Genomic DNA, 22485 nt, shown 5'->3' on the forward strand with positions numbered 1-22485 from the left:
TCCGCCAAACTAGACAATAATTCCGCCAAAGGATCCAATTTACCGCAATACTTAGTCGACCAAAAATAAAAACAGAGGCCGGAGCCTCTGCTATTTGGTTACTTGGTAATTAACTTTAAGGCCATTTGCAGCTGCAAATCGTTCTTCTCTTTCTTCATTTCTTTTACAACGGCTCCTTCGAGCTTAGCAGCGGTTTTGTTATCAATTTTTCCTGTTGGCTCCAAGTCATTTTTCTCCTGGAAGCCTTTAACAGCTAATTTCGTTTTTGAGTTAAAGTATCCGTCTGTCCGTCCAGGGGCAAATCCTAAGGCGTTTAATATTTCTTGAGCATTCTTTACCTGTTCATTGTTCATGTCCTCAACTAGCGGCTTCTCGACTTGAATTGGATGGGTAGAAAATATTGCCGGCTGTTGGATGGAGACATCTGGTTTGATTCCTTTTTTGTGAATCCAATTTCCATCGGGGGTCAGCCATTTTGCTAATGTCAACTTTATATTACTGCCGTCCCCCATCGGCATTGCTTGCTGAACAGTTCCTTTTCCAAAGGTTGTTTCGCCAACGATCTGATAGCCTGCTGCCTCTTTCAACGATCCTGCTAAGATTTCCGATGCGGAAGCACTGCCTTTATTGACAAGGACAAGCACGGGATAATCCTTTTTCTCGGAGATCGTGGAGAAGAAACGCCGTTTTCCCCCGTTGCGTTCTTCTGTCTGAACATATGGCTTATCCTTCGGAACAAATTCTTTTAATATATCCCCGACACTCTCTAAAAGTCCGCCAGGGTTGCCGCGCACATCAATGATCAGGCCTTTAATATCGTCATTTTCCTGCGCTTTTAATTCTTTTTTAAAATCTATAGCCGTATCTTGCGAGAAGGAGGTAATTTCAATATAGCCAATCTTTTTGCCGTCCTGCTTCTTTATAGATCCGTGAACAGTCTCAAGCGGAATTTCATCACGCTTGACATCTATGGACAGGGGTTCTTTTAAACCCTTCCTAGCAATCTCTAAATTTACTGTCGTCCCTTTTTTTCCGCGAATTTTAAGCGTTGCTTTGTTAAGGTCTAAACCCTCGACACTCTTTCCGTCCACCTTTAATATTTGATCATTCGGCTTGATTCCTGCTTTTTCAGCAGGAGAATTTTTAAAAGGCGAGACGATGACAATTTTTCCATCGACCATACCGACTTCGGCACCAATTCCTTCAAATGACGATTCCAATGTTTGCGTGAATTGCTGGGCCGTTTCCTTGTCCATATAAACGGAATAAGGATCCTTTAAAACAGAAAGCATGCCTTGAATCGCGCCTTCAACCAGCTTCTCCTGATCAACTTTCTCAACATAGCGGCTTAAAATAAGGTCATACGCCTGCTCTACTTTGTCAAGATCCTCTGTATCTGCCTCTGAATTAATAGCGTGTTCTTTAGGGGCTGCCCTCTCTTCAGGTTTGGGAGCTGCTTCCGTTTTATCAAGAAATTTCATTCCAGCATACGTGCCCCCAGCACCTGTTAGAAGCGAACCCGTCATCAACAGGGCAATCCATTTACGATTCATTCAGTATCCTCCTCAAGTTAAATACCTGTCATATAAATTTAATAAAAAGGCACCGAATTCCTGCCCGTTTATTAACTTATATGTGAGGAGTGGACGAGTTATGAGTGAAAGACAGGCAAAAAAAAGGAAGAAGCTTAGCCTCCTCCTTTTTTTCAATATTAAATTGGAACAGTGGGAATTGGGTTTATCGCTGAATGATAAGCCCATTTACCTATATAAAGTTCAAAGTGTAAGTGCTGGCCATGAGAATCACCTGTGTTACCCATGATTCCTATTTGCTGACCTTGTGTAACAGTGTCGCCGACATTCACGTCTCTTCTATTCATATGTGCGTAAACAGTTGTATACGTTTGACCATTTACGTTGTGTAAAATGTACACTACATTTCCATAACTTTCCGAGTAATGGGAGACATATACTTGTCCAGCAGCAGCTGCCCAAATCGGTACATTCCCTGCCTTGGCAATATCAACACCATAGTGGAAGGCACCGTCCCGTGAACCATATCCGGAGGTGACGATTCCAGCAGCTGGTCTTATGAAGCCGCCTGAATTCGATTGTGTTGAAGAACTACTGCCTCCACCGCTTGATGCATTATTTTTAGCTTGTTGTGCAGCAGCCTCTTTTGCCTGGCGTTCTTGCTCCGATTTAATGCTTTTTTGTATTGCTGCCTCTTGAGCAGCAAGAATCTGCTCTTGCTCTTGTAAATCCATTGCATAATCGTGTGCTTCCTGCTCTTGTCCCTTAAGATCTGTTAATAATTTATCTTTTTCTGCTTTCTGCGCACTCAATTGCTGATTCATTTTTTCTAAATCCGCCAACATATTTTTCAAGTCTGAAAGGTCTTTTTCAACCTGATTTTGTTTCGACTCAAGCTCCTTTTTATCGGACTCATGCTGTTTTAATATATCCTGATCCGCCTTCATAATCGTTGCGACCGCATTCGCACGGTCAATGAAATCGCTGAAGCTTGTTGAGCCCATTAATACATCCAAATAATTGACCACACCGCCTGTTTCCTGATAGCTGCGTGCCCGATCCTTCAAGAGCTCATTTCGTTTTTCAATTCGCTCCTTAATGATTTTCGTCTCTTCCTGGAGTTTTGCAATCTCGGCTTTTGTTTCTTCTATTTTGGCTGTTTTTTCATTCATTTTCGTTGTTGTATCACCAATCGCAAAATCAATACGTTCCATGTCGCTCTTCACTTCAGCCTGTTGGCCTTGGAGCTCACTAATTTTATCATTTGCTGAATTAATATCTGATTTTACATCGGATCGCTTCTCTTGAATTTTATTTTGTTCACCTTTCAATTTGGAGATAGATTCCGCCTCTATTTTTGCAGGAGTTCCTACAAAAATTGTCCCCAAACCGACCGTAACAGCAACGGCAAGCGTGATAGCTGACTTCTTCATTTTCGATAATTCTCCTCCATCTCTCTATGTATAGGTAAAACTCTCTTAATCTATGTATTATTAAATGTTTTTATAATAAGAATCTTCTTTACTAAAATCAAGGAAGGACATGAAAGCAGTCCTTCCTGATAAGAAAAACACAAGCGCCCGTTTCGGCTATATATAGAGAAAGTTAAACCTTTAAGAACTTCCTTACGGACATCATGCTGCCCCAAACACCTATAAAGGCTCCCATTAAAATCAAAATACCGGAAGTTTGATAGATAAAAGGTTCAACTGGCAGCACCTTGATAAAAGTCCCATCAAGCCTAGGGCCAAGATAATCATAAGCCCGATAGTAGGCAATTGAAATCAGGATGATTGGTAAAATGGATCCAAGAATTCCGAGCCATAACCCTTCTAAAAAGAACGGCCAACGAATAAAGGAATTTGTCGCCCCTACTAATCTCATAATCTTAATTTCTCGCCGTCTAGCAAATATCGTAATCTTAATCGTATTAGAAATTAAGAAAACCGCCGTAAAGAACAAACCAATAATGAGGACGACTCCAACATTGCGGCTCGCTTCAATAAACTTAAATAATTTTTCAACCTTGCCCTGCCCGTATTTTACTTTTGCAACGTAATTGTATTTTTCAACCTTTTCTGCGACTTTCATTGTGTCTGTCGGGTTTTTCGTTTTTACGATAAATACATCGTTAAGCGGATTATCCTGTTCAAAAAGTTTAAAGGCCTTTCCATCCTCACCAAGACTTTTCACTAAGTTATCTAGTTCCTTCTCTTTAGGTGAATATTTTACACTTTTTACTTCAGGAATTTTCTCTATCTCACTTTTTAATGATTGCTGTTCTTCTTTGCTCGCAGCAACGTCGATGTGAACGCGTATTTGTACATCCTCTTCTACGGATTGTGTTACTCTATTAAGATTCATCATAATAACGAAAAAGACACCGACTAATATTAAGGTTACAGTAACAGCACCAACAGATGCAAAGGTCATCCAGCCATTTCTGGTAATGCTCTTTAAGCTTTCACGGGCGTGACGGCCAATCGTTTTAATTTTCATAACCGTATTCACCTCTTTGCTCATCACGAACAATTTTTCCGCCTTCAATGGCAATGACGCGATGTTTCAATGTATTAACAATCTCTCTGTTATGGGTTGCCATAACAATCGTTGTTCCTCTTGCATTAATTTGTTCAAAAATGTTCATGATTTCCCATGAAGTTTCAGGGTCAAGGTTTCCTGTAGGTTCGTCCGCAATCACAACCTTCGGAGAGTTGACGATCGATCGGGCAATCGAAACACGCTGTTGCTCACCGCCTGAAAGCTCAGTTGGAAGCATTTTTATTTTATGCTTTAGGCCAACAAGATCGAGTACTTCCATAACCCGTTTTCTTATGAACTTTGGCTGCGCTTCTATGACCTCAAGGGCAAATGCGACATTTTCATAAACTGTTAATGACGGCAACAGTTTGAAGTCTTGGAAAACCACACCCAGATTCCTTCTGTAGAGCGGAACCTTTTTCATTTTTAATTTGGCGAGGTTAACGCCATTCATCGTGATGGTCCCTGAAGATGGTACCTCTTCACGGTACATCATTTTTATAAATGTTGATTTCCCTGCACCACTTGGGCCAACGACATAAACAAATTCTCCCTGATTAATCCGGACGTCTATACCATTAATGGCGGTGACGCCATTTGGATACTTTTTATATACCTCTTGCAATTCTATCATTAATATCACCTATAGTTTTAGAGTTATTTAGAATAGTACTATTCGACAATAATCTTCGTTTATTTGCAAAATGAACCAAAATAACAAACAATATGTGCATATTTTTGCATATGTTTATTATAACATTATAAATTGCTAAAAAGTGCAGTAATAATATTACAGTTTCTTTTCAAACAATACAATATTCGACAATTTTCTCCATCTTTCGAAAAATAAAAAAACGTTCTGCAAATTTCTTGCAGAACGTTTTTGAAGTTATTACTTTTTGTTTGAAAGCCAATCAGCCACTTTTTCAGCGTCGTCCCCTTGAACTACATTTTGAGGCATTTGACCTTTACCATTCTTAATTGTATCTAAAATTTCATCTTTAGATAGTGTTGAGCCAACTTTTGATAAATCTGGACCCATACCACCCTTTAGATCGCCGCCATGGCAGCCAGAGCATTTTTGATCATAAATCTTTTGCCCAGCAGAAGCCGTTTCAGTTCCACCGTTACCTTTATCTTTTGTGTTATCTTTGTCGCCTCCACAAGCAGCGAGACCCATTACTAGGGAAGTTCCAAGCAGCAATGTTAGTAACTTTTTCTTCATAGCTAATCCCCCTTCAGAAATAAATACCATCACTGTGTTATTATACCAATGACTATGAGCGTTTAAAACCCTCACCTAGGACTTCTGCCGCGTCCATAACGACAACAAATGCAGATGGATCAAGCGTTTTCACCAATTGTTTCAATTTCGTGAACTCCGTTTGATCAACCACACACATCAGTACAGGCCGTTCATTATCAGTAAAACCACCGTATGCTGATAGTTTTGTCACACCACGGTCAATTTTATTCAAAATTCCTTCGCGGACTTCTTCTTGTTTATTCGTAATGATCATCGTCATTTTTGATCTTCCAAAACCAACTTGAATGAGGTCAATCATTTTACTTGTTACATAAAGGGCAATTAACGCATATAATCCCTTTTCAATATCAAAAACGATGGCGGCAGTAAGGACGATTAATCCGTCAATCATAACAACACATCTGCCTAGTGTAAATCCTGTATATTTATTGATAATTTGAGCGGCAAGGTCAGTACCTCCGGTAGATGCCTTTCCCCGAAACACAATTCCAAGTCCTAGTCCCACGCCAATTCCGCCGAACAAAGCACCGAGCAATGCGTCATGTGTCCATGGCTCCAAGTGTTTTGTCAAAAAGACAACAAACGGTAAAAAAATGGTTCCTGCCAGAGTTTTTGCACCAAATTGTTTCCCTAATAAAACAACACCGGCAATAAATAATGGAATATTAAATGCCCATTGGACATATGCCGGCTCCCACCCAAACAGTGTTTTTAGAATGGTACTAATCCCGCTTACTCCACCCGAAGCTACCTGGTTAGGCAGCAAAAACACATTAAACGCAAGTGCAATAATAGCAGACCCAATCAGAACAAAAATATAATCAATGGCTACTCTCGTCTTAGGATAGGTTTGTGTCAGATTGCTCAATATATTCATATAGCTATCTCCTCTAAAATTCCTTGTACAATAAAAATTTCTATCAACCGAATGTGAGTATAGCATGGAGAAAATATGGTGTAAATGACAATAAGTTGACGTAGTAAAGGACTAAAATTTTTAATAGCATTTCCTTTAAATATGGTTTTCATGAGGCGGCCATAAGAAAAGCCTTTGCCGACTCCATTTCGACAAAGGCTGTTGATTTTATTACGATATTCTTGAACGCAAGTAAGCATTAATAAACTGGTCTAAATCCCCATCCATTACTGCTTGAACATTCCCGCTTTCAGTATTTGTGCGGTGATCCTTTACCATCGAATATGGATGGAAAACGTAAGAACGGATTTGACTGCCCCAGCCAATTTCCTTCTGTTCGCCGCGGATTTCCAAAAGCTCCTGCTCCTGACGCTCAATTTCCCGTTGATATAGCTTCGCTTTCAACATTTTCATGGCTGACTCACGGTTTTTAATTTGTGAACGTTCCGATTGACAGGTGACAACAACACCTGTTGGCAGGTGCGTAATCCGGACGGCAGAATCCGTGGTATTGATATGCTGTCCACCAGCACCAGTGGCACGGTACGTATCTATTTTTAAATCCTCTGTTCGGATATCTACTTGAATTTCTTCATTAAACTCCGGCATGACTTCACAGGATACAAATGACGTGTGACGACGTCCGGAGGCATCAAACGGCGAAATCCGCACAAGACGGTGAACACCCTTTTCGGCCTTCAAGTATCCGTAGGCATTATGTCCTTTGATGGCAAGCGTTACACTTTTAATGCCGGCTTCATCGCCAGGAAGATAATCAAGCGTCTCCACTTTAAAGCCTTTTTTCTCAGCCCAGCGTGTATACATTCGGAGCAGCATCGATCCCCAGTCCTGTGATTCCGTACCGCCAGCACCCGGGTGAAGCTCCAAAATCGCATTATTTTTATCATACTCCTCACTCAAGAGAAGCTGCAGCTCAAATTGATTTAAGCGGCCGGATAGCTGCTGAAGCTCTTCCTCCAGCTCTGCTCTTAATTCCATATCATTTTCTTCTTTCACAAGCTCATAGGTTAGTTCCAGGTTTTCATATGAGTCATTCAAATCAGTGAACTCATTTACCTGGTCTTTTAAACCATTTGCCTCACTGATGACCAATTGTGCCTTTTCTTGATCATTCCAAAAATCAGGCTGGAGCATGGTATCATCTAGTTCAGCGATTCTAGCTTCCTTATTTTCAAGGTCAAAGAGACCCCCTAAAGTCCGCTAGTTTCTTAGCTGTTTTTTCAAGTTCATTTCGAATTTCCGCTAATTCCATTTCCTTCACCTCTATAAAAAAATTAAATGACATCCGGTTCGTTTTGTTCAGTTCCTTTTCCATTATAGCGTGATTACAGGATAAAATTCAAAGTTTGACGAAAAACTAGGAAATTCAAATAGTTTTAAAAAAACTTGTATCTTACGCAAGAATCCAACAAAATTCCTTAGTATTTATATATTTCACTCTGTCAAAAATGGTACTATTAAAGATAATAAACCTCTTAGGACAGCTGTTAATACATAATGAATACATATCTTTTTGTAAAGTGCAAATAGAAACGGGATTAAAGAGATAGACCTTTTAAAGGAGTCGAGTGAAATGGAGAAATTTAATCGGAATGATCCTTGTCCTTGCGGGAGTGGGAAAAAATATAAAAAGTGCTGTGGGGTGAGTGAAGCTGTATCGATCACCCAGATTATTGAAAATGAAATCGATGAACTGCAAAAGCAGCTCCTTCATTTTGCTTACTATCACTTCGGACATGAAATACATGAGGATTTTGAAATTCTTGAAACGATGATTGACATCGAAAATGAGCAGGAACGGGAATTTTATGAGTTAATTCATGCCATTTGGTTTTCCCTTTTTGAGGGGCTTAATGACGGAAAAACCATTATAGAAAAATTTATCACTGCTGAAGCAGGGAAAATTAAGCGCCCGAAACTGAGGCAAATTTTACAAACTTGGACATTTGCCAGAACGTTTGCTGGAAATGTGCTGAGTGTTGAAAATAACAAGCTGACAATCGAGGATGGCTTCACAAAGGAACAACTAGAGGCCATCGTTGCCAATATGCCGATCACGATAGAGGAGGGCTCTTTCTTTATTGGGATCTTGCTGCCTTACGAGCAAAATTATGTCTTTTTCCCATCACCGTTTGATTTACCGGATCTCAAACCAGAACATGCCTTGTCCTACATCGAAGATAGCAGCCTTGACGCTGATTACGACTCTCCACAAGAGTATTTAACCGATTTTTTTATGGAAGTCTTAAGTGAGCTGCCGATGGTAGGAGGTCTTCTTGAAGTGGATGAAATAGAATGGCCCGCCCCGATCTACAAAGAGGTAGCAGATCTATTTAAGAAGAAACTGGAATTGCTTTTCCCTCCCCCAGTTTTAGACACAGGCGTTATTCTCTGGCTGAATTTTTGCCAGAAAAGGCAGAAACGGATTCAAAATCCAAATCTTTATGTAGCATCCCTTCATTATTTACTGTCAACGATTGCTCCGATGGAAAAAATAGTTACACAAAAGGAGCTGGCGAAAGAATACGGCGTTTCCGCCAGCAGTATTTCATCAATTGTTTCGGAGCTTGAATCGGAATTAGCTGAGGAAATTGCAGAATTAATTGGGATTGTATATGGTGTAAATCAGTCTCCTGATACGCCACTAACAGAAAAAGCACCTGTGATCCAATTCCCTAAAAATCGAGGTATAATGTCGGAAGAGCAGCATGAAGGGTTGGAACCTAATGTACAGACACTTACCAGTGTGGATCATACCTATAAGAAAAAAGTACGGAAGATTTCAAGACGGGACGAGGAACGGGCAAGAAACTTAATATATGATGCCATTCAGTCAGATGGGAAGCAGCGTTATAAATTTGCAGAAGAAGCATTAAAGCTGAATCCTAATTGTGTCGATGCCTATGTCATCCTTGCTGAAAAAACAAACAGCCTTGAAGAAGCGATTTTACTCTTTGAAAAAGGAATTCAGGCAGGGGAAAGGGAACTAGGTAAGACCTTCTTCAAAGAAAACATCGGGTACTTCTGGGGCTTACTAGAAACAAGACCATTTATGCGAGCAAAACTTCATTATGCAGAGGCACTCTCCCTTTTAGGAAAAACAGCCCAAGCTGTGAAGCAGTATGAAGAACTTCTCCAGTTAAATCCGATGGATAACCAAGGAGTCCGTTACTCTTTATTTGTGGCCTATGTAGATTCAGGTGAATACAAAAAAGCAGGGAATTTGCTCCAACAATATGAGGAGGCTTCGGCACAGCATTTGTTTAACAAGTTATTGCTCGAACTGCATCAAAAGGGTTTTACTAAGAAGGCGGAAATGCTTCTAAAAGCAGCAAAAAAAGAGAATAAGCATGTGATTGCCTACCTAGCCGGGAAAAAACGGCTACCCGCCTATCCACCTGATTTTTATGGATTTGGTGATGAAAACGAAGCAATTGTTTATGCGGATATGCATTTACATTTGTGGAGGAAGATAGACGGACTGCAGGAGTGGTTGAAAGGGAAGTAGACCACTTTGACATCTGGTTAGTACAGATGGTTTATCTTGTAATATAGAATTAATTATATGCCCTCGATGGCTCCTATCGGAGTTATTGGGGGCTTTTATTTTTGATTAGACTGCCATTATTCCATTTGGAAATGTTCCTTAAAGATTCACATGGAGAAAGAAATTACCAAAAACACTGGAGATATAATTGTAGATAAGTATTCCAATCGAAAGGAAGAATTTTGATGAAAAAGTTGACTATGATTATTATCTTATCTTTTTTAGGAATAGGAATTCTCTCAATTAAATATTTTTCTACGTTATTAGATTCAAAAGATTCAGCGATTATTGTTAATAAACCATATCACTTTAAGGATGATTACCAAGATAAACAAAAATTAGTGAAAGCCGTTGACAATATATTTATCGGTGAAGTCATTAGAGAAATTGGAAATGAGAAATACACAGGAAAACCAAATACGCAATTTTTGGTGAGAATTACCCAAAATATTAAAGGTTCCCTCCTCGGGGATATTACGATAAATCAAGAAGGTGGATATTATAAAAAGAATGGCAATCTATATCTCCTCACATACGAAAAATCTCCATTGCTAAAAAAGAACCAGATGTATTTATTCGCCGTTTCCAACACAAAAAAGGGATCCTTTGAAATGATGCCGAAGTATGGGAGCACTCTTTTGGATAATGAGGATGAGAAGCTAAAGCAAATTGACGATATTAAGAAAGCACTAGAGGAAATGTAGTTTTAATGCTTATCAAAACGATAAGTTTTAAAAAAGATCATTATTCAAAGCAAACACGAGAGTCTAAAGAACTCTCGTGTTTGCTTTTGCTTATGGGTTAGTTGGTGGGTCTACACCTGGCAACGGAGCATGGGCGGCACTCATCGACTTTTCTCTAAAGTTTTTATATGACTTTGTTTGGTCACTATGACATTCTGAACAAGCTCTGCTCTCATTATCCTGGTGTCCTAAAATTGTTTTATCAATTGCTGCCTTTTTCCCATATATCTCTGTTCCTTTAGTATGGCAATTCAAACAAAAATTCCGTTCATTTTCTTCATTCCATGCTGTACCAACTGTCTTGAAATGATCAGCTGCAGGCAAGGAAGGATTATTCCCTAATATTTCTCTTAAGTTATATAAATTATTTGACCCGTGTGTTTCGTGACACTCTGCACATGGCATTGGACCATTCAACATGCTACCGTCCCTTTGGGTTTGTTGATCAGCAAGTAATACAAAATTGTGTCCTGAATTTTGTTTGAGATAATGTGATTCTATATCTGCGGTGTTAGTATTTTTCATACTTTTTTCAAGATTATGGCACCTAAAGCATAAGGAATAATCTGATATAGTCTTAAGGGCAGGATCTGTTAATTTATTTGATATTGTTCCACTTGCGGTTAAGGATTTTTTATAGGCAAAAGTTTCACGTTTTCCTTTTTCTACACTAATTTTAGAGAAATCAATGTACTCATGGCATGACTCACAAGAAGTATCAAGACTATCTACTGTAGGAGTTTCTAACCCTATTTCTGGATGGATTTCATTATGAGTATAAACATAATGATCCTTTAACAAGTTTGGATTGTCTTCAGACCAATTCAGGTGTGGATTATGACAACTAGTACATGATTCAGGCTGCTTTAAATTATTTTTTCCTTCCACTGAATAATCAGCGGGATTATTATGACGGTACTTACTGTCATTTTTATCAATAATTGGCGCATTTATTGTTCCATCATGACAAGCCATACAATAGTTTTCCGACGGATCACCAGCAGGCTGCCCAGCTGCTAGCTCTTTTTTAAATATAGTTCGATAAGACACCCCTATTTGAGAAGGGCTTTTAGGATCATGTGTACTGTGGCATGCAGCACACATATTTGTATTTGATTGATAATGCCCATGAGGATTGGACGATGCATGACTTATCGGATTGTCTGGATCATTCCACTCGGCACTTGTCATGGTGGTGAATTTAAACAGCCTTGTAAAAACAGGATTCTCTAAATCATCCACAAGTTCTGGATCAATATACACCAAATAGGTCTTGTTAATTTTTAGCTCAGCGGTATTCGGAGTAAAGATTAGATCGTAATAATACTTACCATTTTGAACAGCAAGCTCTTTAATTTCCGTAGTTCCCTGTATTGTATCTGATCCTAATAGTATTTTTATTGGGTTGTAGTTATTCGCTTCTATTTTACTTTTTAGGTGATCCATCTTTTGATCATCAACAACAGTTATTTTTATTTTTGAATCAAGGGAAACATTTGTTAAATCTTCTCCCTGTCTCTCTGTACCATTAGCTAGTATTATTTTGGCTTCAGAAACATATGGTCTGATTAAGGCTAAAGAAAAATTAGTAGTTGCCTTTGATATGTCAGTTGTTTGTAAATTTTTAATTTCAACGGTTAAATTATGGTCCCCTTCTGCTAATGAGTTCGTAGAGAAAGTCCATTTCTTAGGTGTACTAGTTTCATCAATAGTCCAATCACCTTTATTTAATGAGGAATCTGATAATTTTTCCTCACCATCATTTACTGTGAAAAGCAAGTCAGTTTTTGGGACATCAGCGGTATAGGTACCTGAAATAACAACATGTTTGCTATCAAGCACTGATGTCGGGGATGGATCTGTTATTGAAATAGAGGTTCCCGTCATTTTAATCGTAAAAGTTATTAATGCTTCCGTTAATTCTTCGTTTGTAGATATTCTTTTTATTTTTATAGAAATAGTATGGGCTCCCTCTGCTAATGATGATGTGGAAAAATCCCATGACTTAGTTGTACCGGTATCATCAATGGTCCAATCTGCTTTTTGTGCTATCGAGTCTGAAAAACTATTTCCATTTTCATATGCTGTGAAAAGTAAATCTGTCTTTGAATCATCTGCTGAATACGATCCTGAGATCACGATATTTTTTGTATTAATCTCCCCATTGGAAGACGGGGATTCAATCGTGATTGTAGGTTGACTAGCAGAAAATACATTACTTGATGGATAGGGAAGGATCGTTGACATAAGTAGGAGAATCGTTAAAGTAAGATACCAATAAGATCTATTAAACAAGGTGAATTTCCTCAAATTTATCAACTCTTTTTCTGTAAAATAATGTAGTTTTTATGATTATATATTTTATTTATAGGGATTATATTTATATTATAGCAATGCGGTTGATGAAAAGTTGGGGCGAAAATGAAGCGATTTTTTGACATAATTGTGTCTTTATAGGAAAATATAAAACAAGGTAACAATATTACTATTGCTACCTTGTATACTATCGTTATTAATTATTTTTCATTTTAAGCTAACAAGTAGTGGCGCTATTTGTTGGCTTATTAATTTCTAGGAGTTCCTGGTTGACCACCTAATAGTCTTTCTGATTTACCATCATTCATAAATGCTGCTCCACTTCCATGGCAAGCATAACATACTGACATACCAGTATATTTTTTCAATGCTGAAGATGGGTTTGGATCCTTCAAGTACTCAGTAGCGGCTGCTGTAGCGGCTGCTGAATCACCACCATATTTGGCAGGATCAAATTTTCCACCAACTTTAATCAAATCAGCTACGCCCTGATCATTTGCATCCTTCATGATAGTTGCATCTGTACCGTGTGCATAGTGACAACGTGAGCATGTTAACATATCTGTGTTCGTTTGGTGACGGTGAGCTGTTGAGTAAACACCTGTATCAGCTTTAGCATAAGTACCAGACAAATAGTCAGCATGACAGGATGTACAGAAATTACTCATTTGTACTCCACTGTCACTAACATATCCAGGATAGGTATTGTCATATAATGATCTATGTTCAGGTGTAATGGTTACTGCAATACCTAAAGAAAGGTCTGCACTTGCGATGTCAGCAATTTTCTTTGTTCCTTTATCTGTAATAAAACCATCAAGCCATTTAATATCTAATTGACTAGTAATATCAGTGTTAGTAGCATCTTTAAAGACTGTGTTGGATTTATAAGGGTATCCCTTTTCTTGTAACAAGAGGGAGTAATCCGCACGGTAAGCGCCAGCTCCATAGTTTCCACCAGGGTTCCAGCTGTATGTTTGAAGAACTACGTCTCCAGCGATTAGGTTAGCATTTACATAAGGAGATTTTGCCTTCTTAAGATCTGCTCCGATATCAGTGGCAGTTACTGTGTATTTCACAAGAATAACGTCTTCGGCTTTAGCTCCAGGAACAGCATCATAAACTTTAACACCTAAAAATCTCTTTCCGTTAGGGTCTTGACCTGCTGCAGTTCCTTTTGTAAGTCCACCTAAACCTAGTGGGTTACCCTTTAATAGTTTACTTCCTTGAGAACCATGGGGCTCATGACAGCTAGCACAGGTAAATTCAGCTGTCCATGCTCTATCATTATCTCCATCTAAATTACGGTTACCACCCGGTGCAGCACTAACTGCTACAGATCCATCTGCTAAGTGAATCGACATGTTACCCTCATGTGTACCGCCGAATGTACCAGCATTTGTTGGGGCACCGAAAACTCCTTTAGCTCCCATTGTGCCATCATGACAAGCTGCACAAGTACTATACGTACCATCTTTAAATAATAAGTAATCTCCTTCAGCAGTGTGTGTTTGGTGACAGCTAGCACAGGAGTTTGTATTTGCTTGGTAAGAACCGTGTGTTTTATGACCAGATTTGTTTTTCTTTAATACGTTAAAGCCTGTTTCGTTAGCATTAACTTTGGATGTTCCAGGCTTAACGATTGAGACATCCAGTAGTTTATTAGATGCATCTGTAATGACAATAGTAGCCCCAGACACAACTTTTGTCGGCTCAGCTTGCCGAGTAAGTTCTACTGTATAAATTTTTCCTGTAGTTAATATCGGTGTAGTATAGGAACCTTTTTTAGAGCCATCAATTGTAATGTCTTTTGTTTCTACTAAAGCGTCTTTATCGTCTAAAAGGTTAATGGTAAATACCGTAACACTAGCGGTATCACTTGTATCACCATTAAAATCAACTTTAACTGTTCCATCTCCAACTGGTACAGCCTTAACACCGTATGCGTCTTTCGCAAAAGCTGCAGTGCTCATCATTCCCACTAAAAATAAAGCAAAAAATAGTGAGAAGCTTAATTTAACCTTACTCATTTCTCAAAACCTCCCTTAGTGCTTCTTTTTTCTCTCTACTTCTTTTTTTCTTTTTTCTCTCTACTTCTTTCTCTTCTTTTTTCTCTCTACTTTTTTCTGTTTTTATTAAACTATTTGTCTCTTTAGATCTATAGGCAACACCCCCTTAAGATATAGGGTAAACCTTAGTAATAAACAGCCACTCTTTGATTAAATGTATCTGTTATATAAAGTTGACTTTTTTCGTCAATCCATAGTCCATTTGGGAGGAAGAATTGTTCGTTTTCGCTGCCTAAGCCACCAAATTGATAGATTTTTTTCCCCTTTTGATCAAAGCCATACACAAAATGTGTCATATTATCAACGATGAAGAGTGTACCTTTTGCATTAACAGCCAAACCTCTAGGGTTTACGAGAATGGTTTCTCCTTTCCCATCCTTAGTGCCATTAATAATTCGCTTAAACTTTCCTTTTTTATCATATACAACAACTCGTTGGTTCCCGGAGTCAGCGACATAGAGGTTTCCATCGTCATCAACCGTTACTGCGTTAGGAGCGTTCAACAAATCCTCTTTGTCCGCTGCTGTGGTAATTTCAAGTTTTTCTGTTCCATCAAGACTAAAGATCATAACCTTTGCTTGTTCAATATCAGTAACATAAAGCTTGTCTTTAAAAATTCGCAAACCACCAGGACCTTTTATCTTTTGTTCCTTATTGTCTTTTACTTCAAAGTACTTAATAAATTTACCTTTTTTTGAGAAGATGGATATTTTTCCAGTATATAAGTCAGCAACATAAACATTACCATTCTTATCACCCGTAATACCGTAAGGGAATTTGAATTCTCCCTGTCCTTCTCCCTCTTTTCCAAATTTAAAAATTGGGGTACCAGACGAATCAAAAACTTGAACTTGTTTATGATTCGTATCGGTTACATAAACATACTCACCGATTTTTGCAACATCCATAGGTTTATCTAATGGAGATTTAAAATCTCCCTGAATAAAGTGACTGAAGGTTGGGGGTCCACCTTTTACCACGTCTGCTACTTTATTAGCTTTGTTCTGTAGATTTAGGAAATAAATGGCAGTAAAGAGAATAACGGTTAATCCAACGATTGTACCCATCCATATATAAACAGTTTTCTTTTTCACGGACTCCTACTCCTTTCATTTTTGTATCAATTCTTTGATGCAATATTATCGAGTGCCTTCAAAGCTGGCTTAAAGAGTGGATCAAATGAAAGTGTCTCTTTATAAATTGCTTCCGCCTCTTTTTTATCTCCTTGAGCTTCAGCAACCTTTCCGATCTCAAAAAGGGTATCAACATTGCCAGGTTTCAATCGATATGCTTCATCTAAAGCTGCTTTTGCTTCCTTATACATTTTTAGTTCTCGATAACTTTTTCCCTTTAGAAGATGACCCTTGTAGTCTAAAGGGGATATTTTAATCGATTTTTGTGCATATTGAAGTGCTTTGTCATGATCACCTTGTTTATCATAAACAATACTTAAATTTAAATATGCATCATAATATTTTTTATCTAGGCTTACTGCAGTTTGATATTGTTTTATTGCTTCCTTGTAATCCTTCTTTAAAAAATATGAATAGCCGAGCTGCACCCTAATTTCTGGATCATTAGGTTTTCGATTTACTTCTTCTTTATAGTAATTAATTTGTTCTGTTATTTGAGCGGAATCACTTTTTTCCCATAGAAACCTGTCGCTAATATAGTAACCAGCCGTTAAACAAATGGCTAGAGTTCCTATTAATAGTAGGAGTGATTGCCACCATTTAAAACGGTCGTTCTTTACTTTCTTTTGTTTTTTTTCAGATTCAGTTGGGGGATGTTGTTCTTGAGCTTCCATACGAATCCTCCTAGTTAACTTATTCTTTATGACAAGAAGTACAATTCTTTTTCACATGACATGTATAACAGTACTCTGTTACCTTTCTGCCCCTTTCAACATTGACAGGGTGCGTAATCCTCCAATCTCTATTACTATGATTGCTAGGGTGACAAGTATTGCAGGTTACGATAATGTTTTTTGTACGACCTGTATTTTGATAATCATGACAAGTTAAACACGTTTCTGTATTCTTATTTGCAAGAACGCCGTGAGATACACCAAAACCCTTTTTATGACTTGCTGGACGTGTGGAATGACAATCTTTACAATAAGTATTTTGCTTTGCATAATCTTTCGCATTTATTTCATCTTCTTTAACTGTTCCGGTGTTTAGATATTGCATAGAAGCTGGTTTTTCATTAAATATATCGATTTCTTTTTTAGACATATACTTATGACATTCATTACACGATTTTAAATCTTTAATCGCTAAAGAGCCATGTGTTTCATCCTTAAAATCCGCTTTTTTATGACTTTTTGGATACATGCTTGTTGTATGGCAAGCGCTACACTCAGTTGTAACCTGTCTTGCCTCATGGCATTCCATACACGTTTCCATTTTAGGACTTGTAAACTTAATATCACTCATCATCGATTTTCCGAGTGAATCATCCCATTTTCCATAGTCAGATTTAAAGGTCACTTTCCGTTCAGCGATTTTTCCATGTGCAACCCCACTATGACATTGAACACACTCAATATCTTTGGCCAAATGCTTATCGTGCGGGATGATAAGATCCCCTGAAGTGGTAACCTCACGATTTTCCATGTTGTGACATGATTCACACGCTGAATTAGGTATATCTTTAGGCATTTGAATTGGTGCCAGATAAGTATCTGTTTGTTTTTTATAAAGCTCTTTTACCCCATTTGCCTTAGCTTCTGCTAAGTTTTTAACCCCTGGTTCAATATGACAATTAACACAATCCACTTCACTATGGGTGGAAGCCTTCCACGTGTAGTACTCTGGCTTCATCTCATGACAGGACGAGCAAAACTTTGAGCTAGAAGTTGCTTCTAGCCCAAAGAAGCCTGCAAAGAAGAAAATGGCTAGAAACAACAATGTTACAGTTGCTATTTTGATTAACTTATAGTTAAAACGGGGAGGGGCTGATCGTGTTTCTTTTTCTTCTTCCATTAAAGCGTCCCTCCAGTGTAAGATTTATTAATTATTTACATCAGATTTAAAACCTGTTCTGTGACAGTATTGGCAATATACATCTGTAGGTGCTTTTACATCTGTTGTACCTTCTTTTGGTTTATCACGGTCATGACAGACGAAGCATTCTGACTTTTGATCAGCTGTTTTAGCTTTATCTGCATGGGCTGTCAGCCATTGATCGCTTTCTAAGTGTCCAGCAGGTCGGTTGCCATGACACGCGCTGCAGAATTGGTTGATTCGTGATTGATCTTTTACTACGGTGACATTTGGTACGTATTTATGTTCTTTGCTTGTAGCCTCTTTCATTTTTAGTAACGAAAGGATATCTTCTTTTGGTATTTCTCTGATCCATTTAGAATCTTCGTGACAGTTGACGCATTTATCTAGTTCTTGAATAGCGGTGCTGCCGTGATTTCCGTTCCATCCCTCAACCTTGTGATTCTTAGGAACTTTTATTTTTTTGTGACATGTTTCACATTCCATGGATAACTTAACATCTTTTTGTTGTTTACCAATTGCTTGTAATATGATTTCTTGTGTCTTTTCATCATGAGGTGCATTAGTTCCTTCAGCCGTTGCTTCTGTTTTTTCGCCTTCTGTTACAGCTTCACCAGAGGTTTTTTTATTAGTTTCATCTAATTTTTTCTCCATTTCCTCTGGATTTGGTGGGACAAGATAAGACACTTCTTTCCATGGCTTTTCACCGTTGTTCACTTTATCATGGCAATCAATACATGTTCCCATATTGGGAGCCAAATATTTCTTTTCCATTATTTTTTCAGCAGTTTCTTTTGTATAATGACCACGGACTTCTTCAGTGTTAATTCCCCGGCCTGCTACTTTTGCATGGACAACCCCTGCGTGACAGCTGATACATGGGACACCTTCTTCAATATGTCCTTTATGATTTACCTTTAAGTCACCGGATGCAGTGACAAGACGATTCTTGGAGTGACATTGCAAACAGTTTTCGTCTGAAATGGCCTCTCCCTCAGTTTGAACAATTTGCTCCGGCACGCCGGTAACATGATAGTAAACTTCTTTCATGGACTTCATTTTGTGGGTTACCATATTAACGAACCCAGGCTTAACATGACACTGAACACATGTGATATTGTTATGGGCACTAGCTGTATATGTAGTGTACTCTGGTGTCATTTCATGACAACTGACACAGAATGACGGAGAGTTTGTAAACGCAATAACGCCGTATCCTCCTCCAAAAATGACAATACACCCGATAAGTGAAATGAATAATAATTTCCACCTATTAACTGGATTCTTCCAGTCTATACCTCTAAACTTTTGCCAAAGTCTGCGAATTAGGCCAACTTTTTTTCTATCTTCTCTCGTTTCGGGATCATTCTCTTTATGTTTCTTTTTCCCCCAAATGGCCACTTAACTCACCCTTCCCATTTTGGTTTCTTTCTCTATTTATCTTTCATATTTACCTCTCTAAAGTTAGTATCTAACATTAAAAAAGTATATTCCAATGTACAATTTGTGAATATTTTTTCACAGTGACAAAAGTCCTGGTTATTCCTAAAAACAACATATAAACGTTGTTTTTAATGGGTTGGGTTAGTACTATGCGGACAGTAGAATCACAAGAGAAAATGTATTTTTATTCAAAAATATAATCATTTATGCGATGAATATTCACTTTTATTAGCATGTACTTCGATTGATATGTTTTCACAAGTAAAATGCCATGAGTCTGTCAAAATTGACGAAAAATCGAACATCCTAAAACGGTTTATTAGAAGTTTAGAAATTATTGATTTATAATACTAGAATGACAACTTTTGCTCCCTTGCTTACATTGTTGTCACTGTATAAAGGAAATGGTAAGATGAAAAAGAAAATTACTGAATTTGACATGAATATGTTTGAAAAATTGTTTTTTAGTCTCGATAAAAAGGAGCGTTCATCAGATGATGGGGATTTTAAATAAAGTATTTGATCTGAACAAACGCGAGCTGAAAAGGTTAGACAAGCTTGCAACGAAAATTGATGCCCTTGCTGCTGAAACAGAAAAGTTAACAGACGATCAGCTTCGGGAAAAAACAGAAGAGTTTAAGGCCCGTTATCAAAAGGGCGAAACATTGGATGACCTGCTTGTTGAAGCATTTGCGGTTGTCCGTGAAGGTGCCCGCCGTGTGCTTGGCTTATATCCGTACCATGTTCAGCTAATGGGGGGTATTTCTCTCCATGAAGGAAACATTTCGGAGATGAAGACTGGGGAAGGTAAAACATTAACCGCAACAATGCCGGTTTATTTAAATGCTCTTTCAGGTAAAGGTGTTCATGTTGTTACTGTCAACGAATACTTGGCAAGCCGTGACGCTACCGAAATGGGTGAGCTGTATCAATTTTTAGGCCTTACGGTTGGCTTGAATTTGAACAGCATGGATAAGGATGAAAAGCAAGCTGCCTATGCCTGCGATATTACTTATGGTACAAATAACGAATTTGGATTCGATTACCTGCGTGATAACATGGTTCTTTATCAAGAGCAAAAAGTTCAACGGCCACTCTTTTATGCAGTCATTGACGAGGTTGACTCGATTTTAATCGACGAAGCACGTACTCCGCTGATTATTTCTGGCTCAGCGCAAAAATCGGCTGCTCTTTATATTCAAGCAAACGCCTTTGTTCGGGTATTGGTAAAGGATACTGATTATACGTATGATGAAAAAACGAAGGGTGTAATGTTGACAGAAGAAGGGATCAGCAAAGCTGAAAAAGCTTTTGGAATTGAAAACCTTTTTGACTTGTCGCATGTTACCTTAAACCATCATATTAATCAAGCGTTAAAAGCAAATGTCAGCATGCACCTCGATGTTGATTATGTAGTACAGGAAGGCGAAATTGTTATCGTAGACCAATTTACTGGCCGTTTGATGAAGGGTCGTCGCTATAGTGAAGGCTTACACCAGGCGATTGAGGCAAAAGAAGGTCTTGAAGTCCAGAACGAAAGTATGACAATGGCAACGATCACGTTCCAAAACTACTTCCGGATGTATGGAAAATTAGCCGGGATGACAGGTACAGCAAAAACGGAAGAAGAGGAATTCCGTAACATCTATAATATGAATGTTATTGTTATTCCGACAAACAGACCAATTGCCCGTGATGACCGTCCCGATTTAATTTATGCTTCGATGGATGGTAAGTTCCGTGCGGTTGTCGAGGACATTGCTGAGCGCAATCAAAAGGGGCAGCCAGTCCTGGTTGGTACGGTAGCAATTGAAACTTCTGAGCTGATTTCTACCTATTTATTTAAAAAACGAATTCACCACAATGTCTTGAACGCGAAAAACCATGAGCGTGAAGCCGAAATCATTGCGGAAGCTGGTCATAAGGGTGCTGTTACCATTGCGACCAACATGGCAGGCCGTGGTACAGACATTAAGCTCGGTGAGGGTGTCGTTGAACTGGGTGGACTGGCGGTTATTGGTACCGAACGTCACGAAAGCAGGCGTATCGATAACCAGCTCCGCGGACGTTCTGGTCGTCAAGGGGATCCTGGTGTTACACAGTTTTATTTATCAATGGAAGATGAATTGATGCGCCGCTTTGGCTCTGATAATATGAAGGCAATGATGCAAAAGCTTGGGATGGATGATACCCAGCCAATTCAGAGTAAGATGGTGTCTCGTGCTGTTGAATCTGCACAAAAACGCGTTGAGGGCAACAACTTCGATGCCCGTAAACAGCTGTTGCAATATGACGACGTTCTTCGTCAACAGCGTGAGATTATTTATTCCCAGCGTGATGAAGTCTTAGAATCGGAAAACCTTCGCGAAATCGTTCAAAAAATGATTCTTAACTCGATTCAGCGGAATATTGATGCCCATGCATCACGCCATGAGGATGAGGAAGAATGGGATCTCCAAGCGATTGTGGAATATGTCCATGCCACTCTTCTTCATGAAGGTGACATTACTGTGGATGCTCTTAAGGGTAAAGATCCAGAGGAAATCGTCGACGCCATTTATGCAAAAGTGATGGAGCGTTACGAGGAGAAGGAACAAATTCTCTCCCCTGAGCAAATGCGTGAATTTGAAAAGGTTGTTACATTAAGGGCAGTTGACTCTAAGTGGATTGATCATATCGATGCAATGGATCAGCTCCGCCAAGGAATCCATCTGCGTGCTTACGGACAAATTGACCCGCTTCGTGAATATCAGCATGAAGGCTTCGCCATGTTTGAAGCGATGATTCAATCAATCGAGGATGAAACGGCTACGTACATCATGAAGGCTGAGATCCGCAACAATCTTGAGCGTGAAGAGGTTGCAAAAGGTCAAGCAGTGAATCCGAAAGAAGACGGTGAACCTGTTAAGAAAAAACCAAAAGTTAAGCAAATTGATGTTGGTCGTAACGCCCCATGTATCTGCGGCAGCGGCAAGAAATATAAGAACTGCTGTGGGGCTGCGAAATAAATACAGCTTTAAATGTACAGATCGCAAACTTTTTAGCGGCAACAAAATAGGAGGGCTGGCGAAATGAAACGCTT

General features: G+C 38.7%; 16 protein-coding genes. 3 read left to right on the forward strand and 13 right to left on the reverse strand.

Annotation, left to right across the window (positions count from 1 at the left end; genetic code table 11):
• Window positions 1-98: 98 nt before the first annotated feature.
• The 7 genes from QNH20_RS22810 to prfB form a co-directional block, all read right to left on the reverse strand.
• Window positions 99-1553 (reverse strand): S41 family peptidase, encoded by a 1455-nt coding sequence (locus QNH20_RS22810; RefSeq protein ID WP_283920219.1) that lies wholly within the window; start codon window positions 1551-1553, stop codon window positions 99-101.
• A 158-nt stretch (window positions 1554-1711) separates the two neighbouring features.
• Window positions 1712-2965 carry a murein hydrolase activator EnvC family protein gene (locus QNH20_RS22815; protein ID WP_283920220.1) on the reverse strand — a complete coding sequence of 418 codons (1254 nt, stop codon included), beginning with the start codon at window positions 2963-2965 and terminating at the stop codon, window positions 1712-1714.
• Window positions 2966-3137: 172 nt separating this feature from the next.
• Window positions 3138-4031 (reverse strand): permease-like cell division protein FtsX, encoded by an 894-nt coding sequence (gene ftsX, locus QNH20_RS22820; RefSeq protein WP_283920221.1) that lies wholly within the window; start codon window positions 4029-4031, stop codon window positions 3138-3140.
• Window positions 4021-4707 carry a cell division ATP-binding protein FtsE gene (gene ftsE / locus QNH20_RS22825; protein ID WP_283920222.1) on the reverse strand — a complete coding sequence of 229 codons (687 nt, stop codon included), beginning with the start codon at window positions 4705-4707 and terminating at the stop codon, window positions 4021-4023. The genes ftsX and ftsE overlap by 11 nt, the downstream gene beginning before the upstream one ends.
• Window positions 4708-4965: 258 nt before the next feature.
• Window positions 4966-5298 carry a cytochrome c551 gene (gene cccB / locus QNH20_RS22830; RefSeq protein ID WP_283920223.1) on the reverse strand — a complete coding sequence of 111 codons (333 nt, stop codon included), beginning with the start codon at window positions 5296-5298 and terminating at the stop codon, window positions 4966-4968.
• A gap of 52 nt (window positions 5299-5350) precedes the next feature.
• Window positions 5351-6217, reverse strand: coding sequence for a YitT family protein (locus tag QNH20_RS22835; RefSeq protein ID WP_283920224.1), 867 nt, complete (start codon window positions 6215-6217; stop codon window positions 5351-5353).
• Window positions 6218-6427: 210 nt separating this feature from the next.
• Window positions 6428-7529, reverse strand: a protein-coding gene (prfB, locus tag QNH20_RS22840; protein ID WP_283920225.1) for a peptide chain release factor 2 whose coding sequence is annotated in 2 segments (ribosomal slippage) — window positions 6428-7456 and window positions 7458-7529 — 1101 coding nt in all. Because the reading frame shifts where the segments join, the coding sequence is not laid out codon by codon here.
• Between the two features lie 321 nt (window positions 7530-7850).
• Between prfB and QNH20_RS22845 the strand changes: the two genes are divergently transcribed.
• Window positions 7851-9785: an SEC-C metal-binding domain-containing protein gene (locus QNH20_RS22845; protein ID WP_283920226.1), complete on the forward strand. Its 1935-nt coding sequence runs from the start codon at window positions 7851-7853 to the stop codon at window positions 9783-9785.
• A gap of 224 nt (window positions 9786-10009) precedes the next feature.
• A complete protein-coding gene (locus tag QNH20_RS22850; RefSeq protein ID WP_283920227.1) occupies window positions 10010-10528 on the forward strand; it encodes a hypothetical protein in 519 nt (172 codons plus the stop codon).
• Window positions 10529-10618: 90 nt separating this feature from the next.
• Here the strand turns inward: QNH20_RS22850 and QNH20_RS22855 are convergent, their stop codons facing one another.
• The 6 genes from QNH20_RS22855 to QNH20_RS22880 all read right to left on the reverse strand — a co-directional run bounded on the left by QNH20_RS22855 (window position 10619) and on the right by QNH20_RS22880 (window position 19361).
• Complete coding sequence (locus tag QNH20_RS22855; protein WP_283920228.1) at window positions 10619-12862, reverse strand: cytochrome c3 family protein; 2244 nt, start codon at window positions 12860-12862, stop codon at window positions 10619-10621.
• 269 nt (window positions 12863-13131) lie between these two features.
• Complete coding sequence (locus tag QNH20_RS22860) at window positions 13132-14913, reverse strand: cytochrome c3 family protein (RefSeq protein WP_283920229.1); 1782 nt, start codon at window positions 14911-14913, stop codon at window positions 13132-13134.
• A 164-nt stretch (window positions 14914-15077) separates the two neighbouring features.
• Window positions 15078-16046: a 6-bladed beta-propeller gene (locus QNH20_RS22865; protein ID WP_283920230.1), complete on the reverse strand. Its 969-nt coding sequence runs from the start codon at window positions 16044-16046 to the stop codon at window positions 15078-15080.
• A gap of 26 nt (window positions 16047-16072) precedes the next feature.
• Window positions 16073-16759 carry a tetratricopeptide repeat protein gene (locus QNH20_RS22870; protein ID WP_283920231.1) on the reverse strand — a complete coding sequence of 229 codons (687 nt, stop codon included), beginning with the start codon at window positions 16757-16759 and terminating at the stop codon, window positions 16073-16075.
• 19 nt (window positions 16760-16778) lie between these two features.
• Window positions 16779-17939: a cytochrome c3 family protein gene (locus QNH20_RS22875; RefSeq protein ID WP_283920232.1), complete on the reverse strand. Its 1161-nt coding sequence runs from the start codon at window positions 17937-17939 to the stop codon at window positions 16779-16781.
• Between the two features lie 27 nt (window positions 17940-17966).
• Entirely contained in the window at window positions 17967-19361 is a 1395-nt protein-coding gene (locus tag QNH20_RS22880; protein ID WP_283920233.1) for a cytochrome c3 family protein, read from the reverse strand.
• Between the two features lie 536 nt (window positions 19362-19897).
• Between QNH20_RS22880 and secA the strand changes: the two genes are divergently transcribed.
• A complete protein-coding gene (gene secA, locus QNH20_RS22885; protein WP_283920234.1) occupies window positions 19898-22411 on the forward strand; it encodes a preprotein translocase subunit SecA in 2514 nt (837 codons plus the stop codon).
• The last annotated feature ends 74 nt before the right edge of the window (window positions 22412-22485 follow it).

This window comes from Neobacillus sp. WH10 (assembly GCF_030123405.1).
Taxonomy (GTDB): Bacteria; Bacillota; Bacilli; order Bacillales; family Cytobacillaceae; genus Neobacillus.

Coding starts and splice junctions, on each gene's coding strand:
- QNH20_RS22835 (WP_283920224.1), bottom strand. CDS start 6,217: ATGAATATATTGAGCAATCTGACACAAACCTATCCTAAGACGAGAGTA.
- ftsX (WP_283920221.1), bottom strand. CDS start 4,031: ATGAAAATTAAAACGATTGGCCGTCACGCCCGTGAAAGCTTAAAGAGC.
- ftsE (WP_283920222.1), bottom strand. CDS start 4,707: ATGATAGAATTGCAAGAGGTATATAAAAAGTATCCAAATGGCGTCACC.
- QNH20_RS22845 (WP_283920226.1), top strand. CDS start 7,851: ATGGAGAAATTTAATCGGAATGATCCTTGTCCTTGCGGGAGTGGGAAA.
- QNH20_RS22870 (WP_283920231.1), bottom strand. CDS start 16,759: ATGGAAGCTCAAGAACAACATCCCCCAACTGAATCTGAAAAAAAACAA.
- cccB (WP_283920223.1), bottom strand. CDS start 5,298: ATGAAGAAAAAGTTACTAACATTGCTGCTTGGAACTTCCCTAGTAATG.
- QNH20_RS22810 (WP_283920219.1), bottom strand. CDS start 1,553: ATGAATCGTAAATGGATTGCCCTGTTGATGACGGGTTCGCTTCTAACA.
- QNH20_RS22860 (WP_283920229.1), bottom strand. CDS start 14,913: ATGAGTAAGGTTAAATTAAGCTTCTCACTATTTTTTGCTTTATTTTTA.
- QNH20_RS22875 (WP_283920232.1), bottom strand. CDS start 17,939: ATGGAAGAAGAAAAAGAAACACGATCAGCCCCTCCCCGTTTTAACTAT.
- secA (WP_283920234.1), top strand. CDS start 19,898: ATGATGGGGATTTTAAATAAAGTATTTGATCTGAACAAACGCGAGCTG.
- QNH20_RS22815 (WP_283920220.1), bottom strand. CDS start 2,965: ATGAAGAAGTCAGCTATCACGCTTGCCGTTGCTGTTACGGTCGGTTTG.
- QNH20_RS22850 (WP_283920227.1), top strand. CDS start 10,010: ATGAAAAAGTTGACTATGATTATTATCTTATCTTTTTTAGGAATAGGA.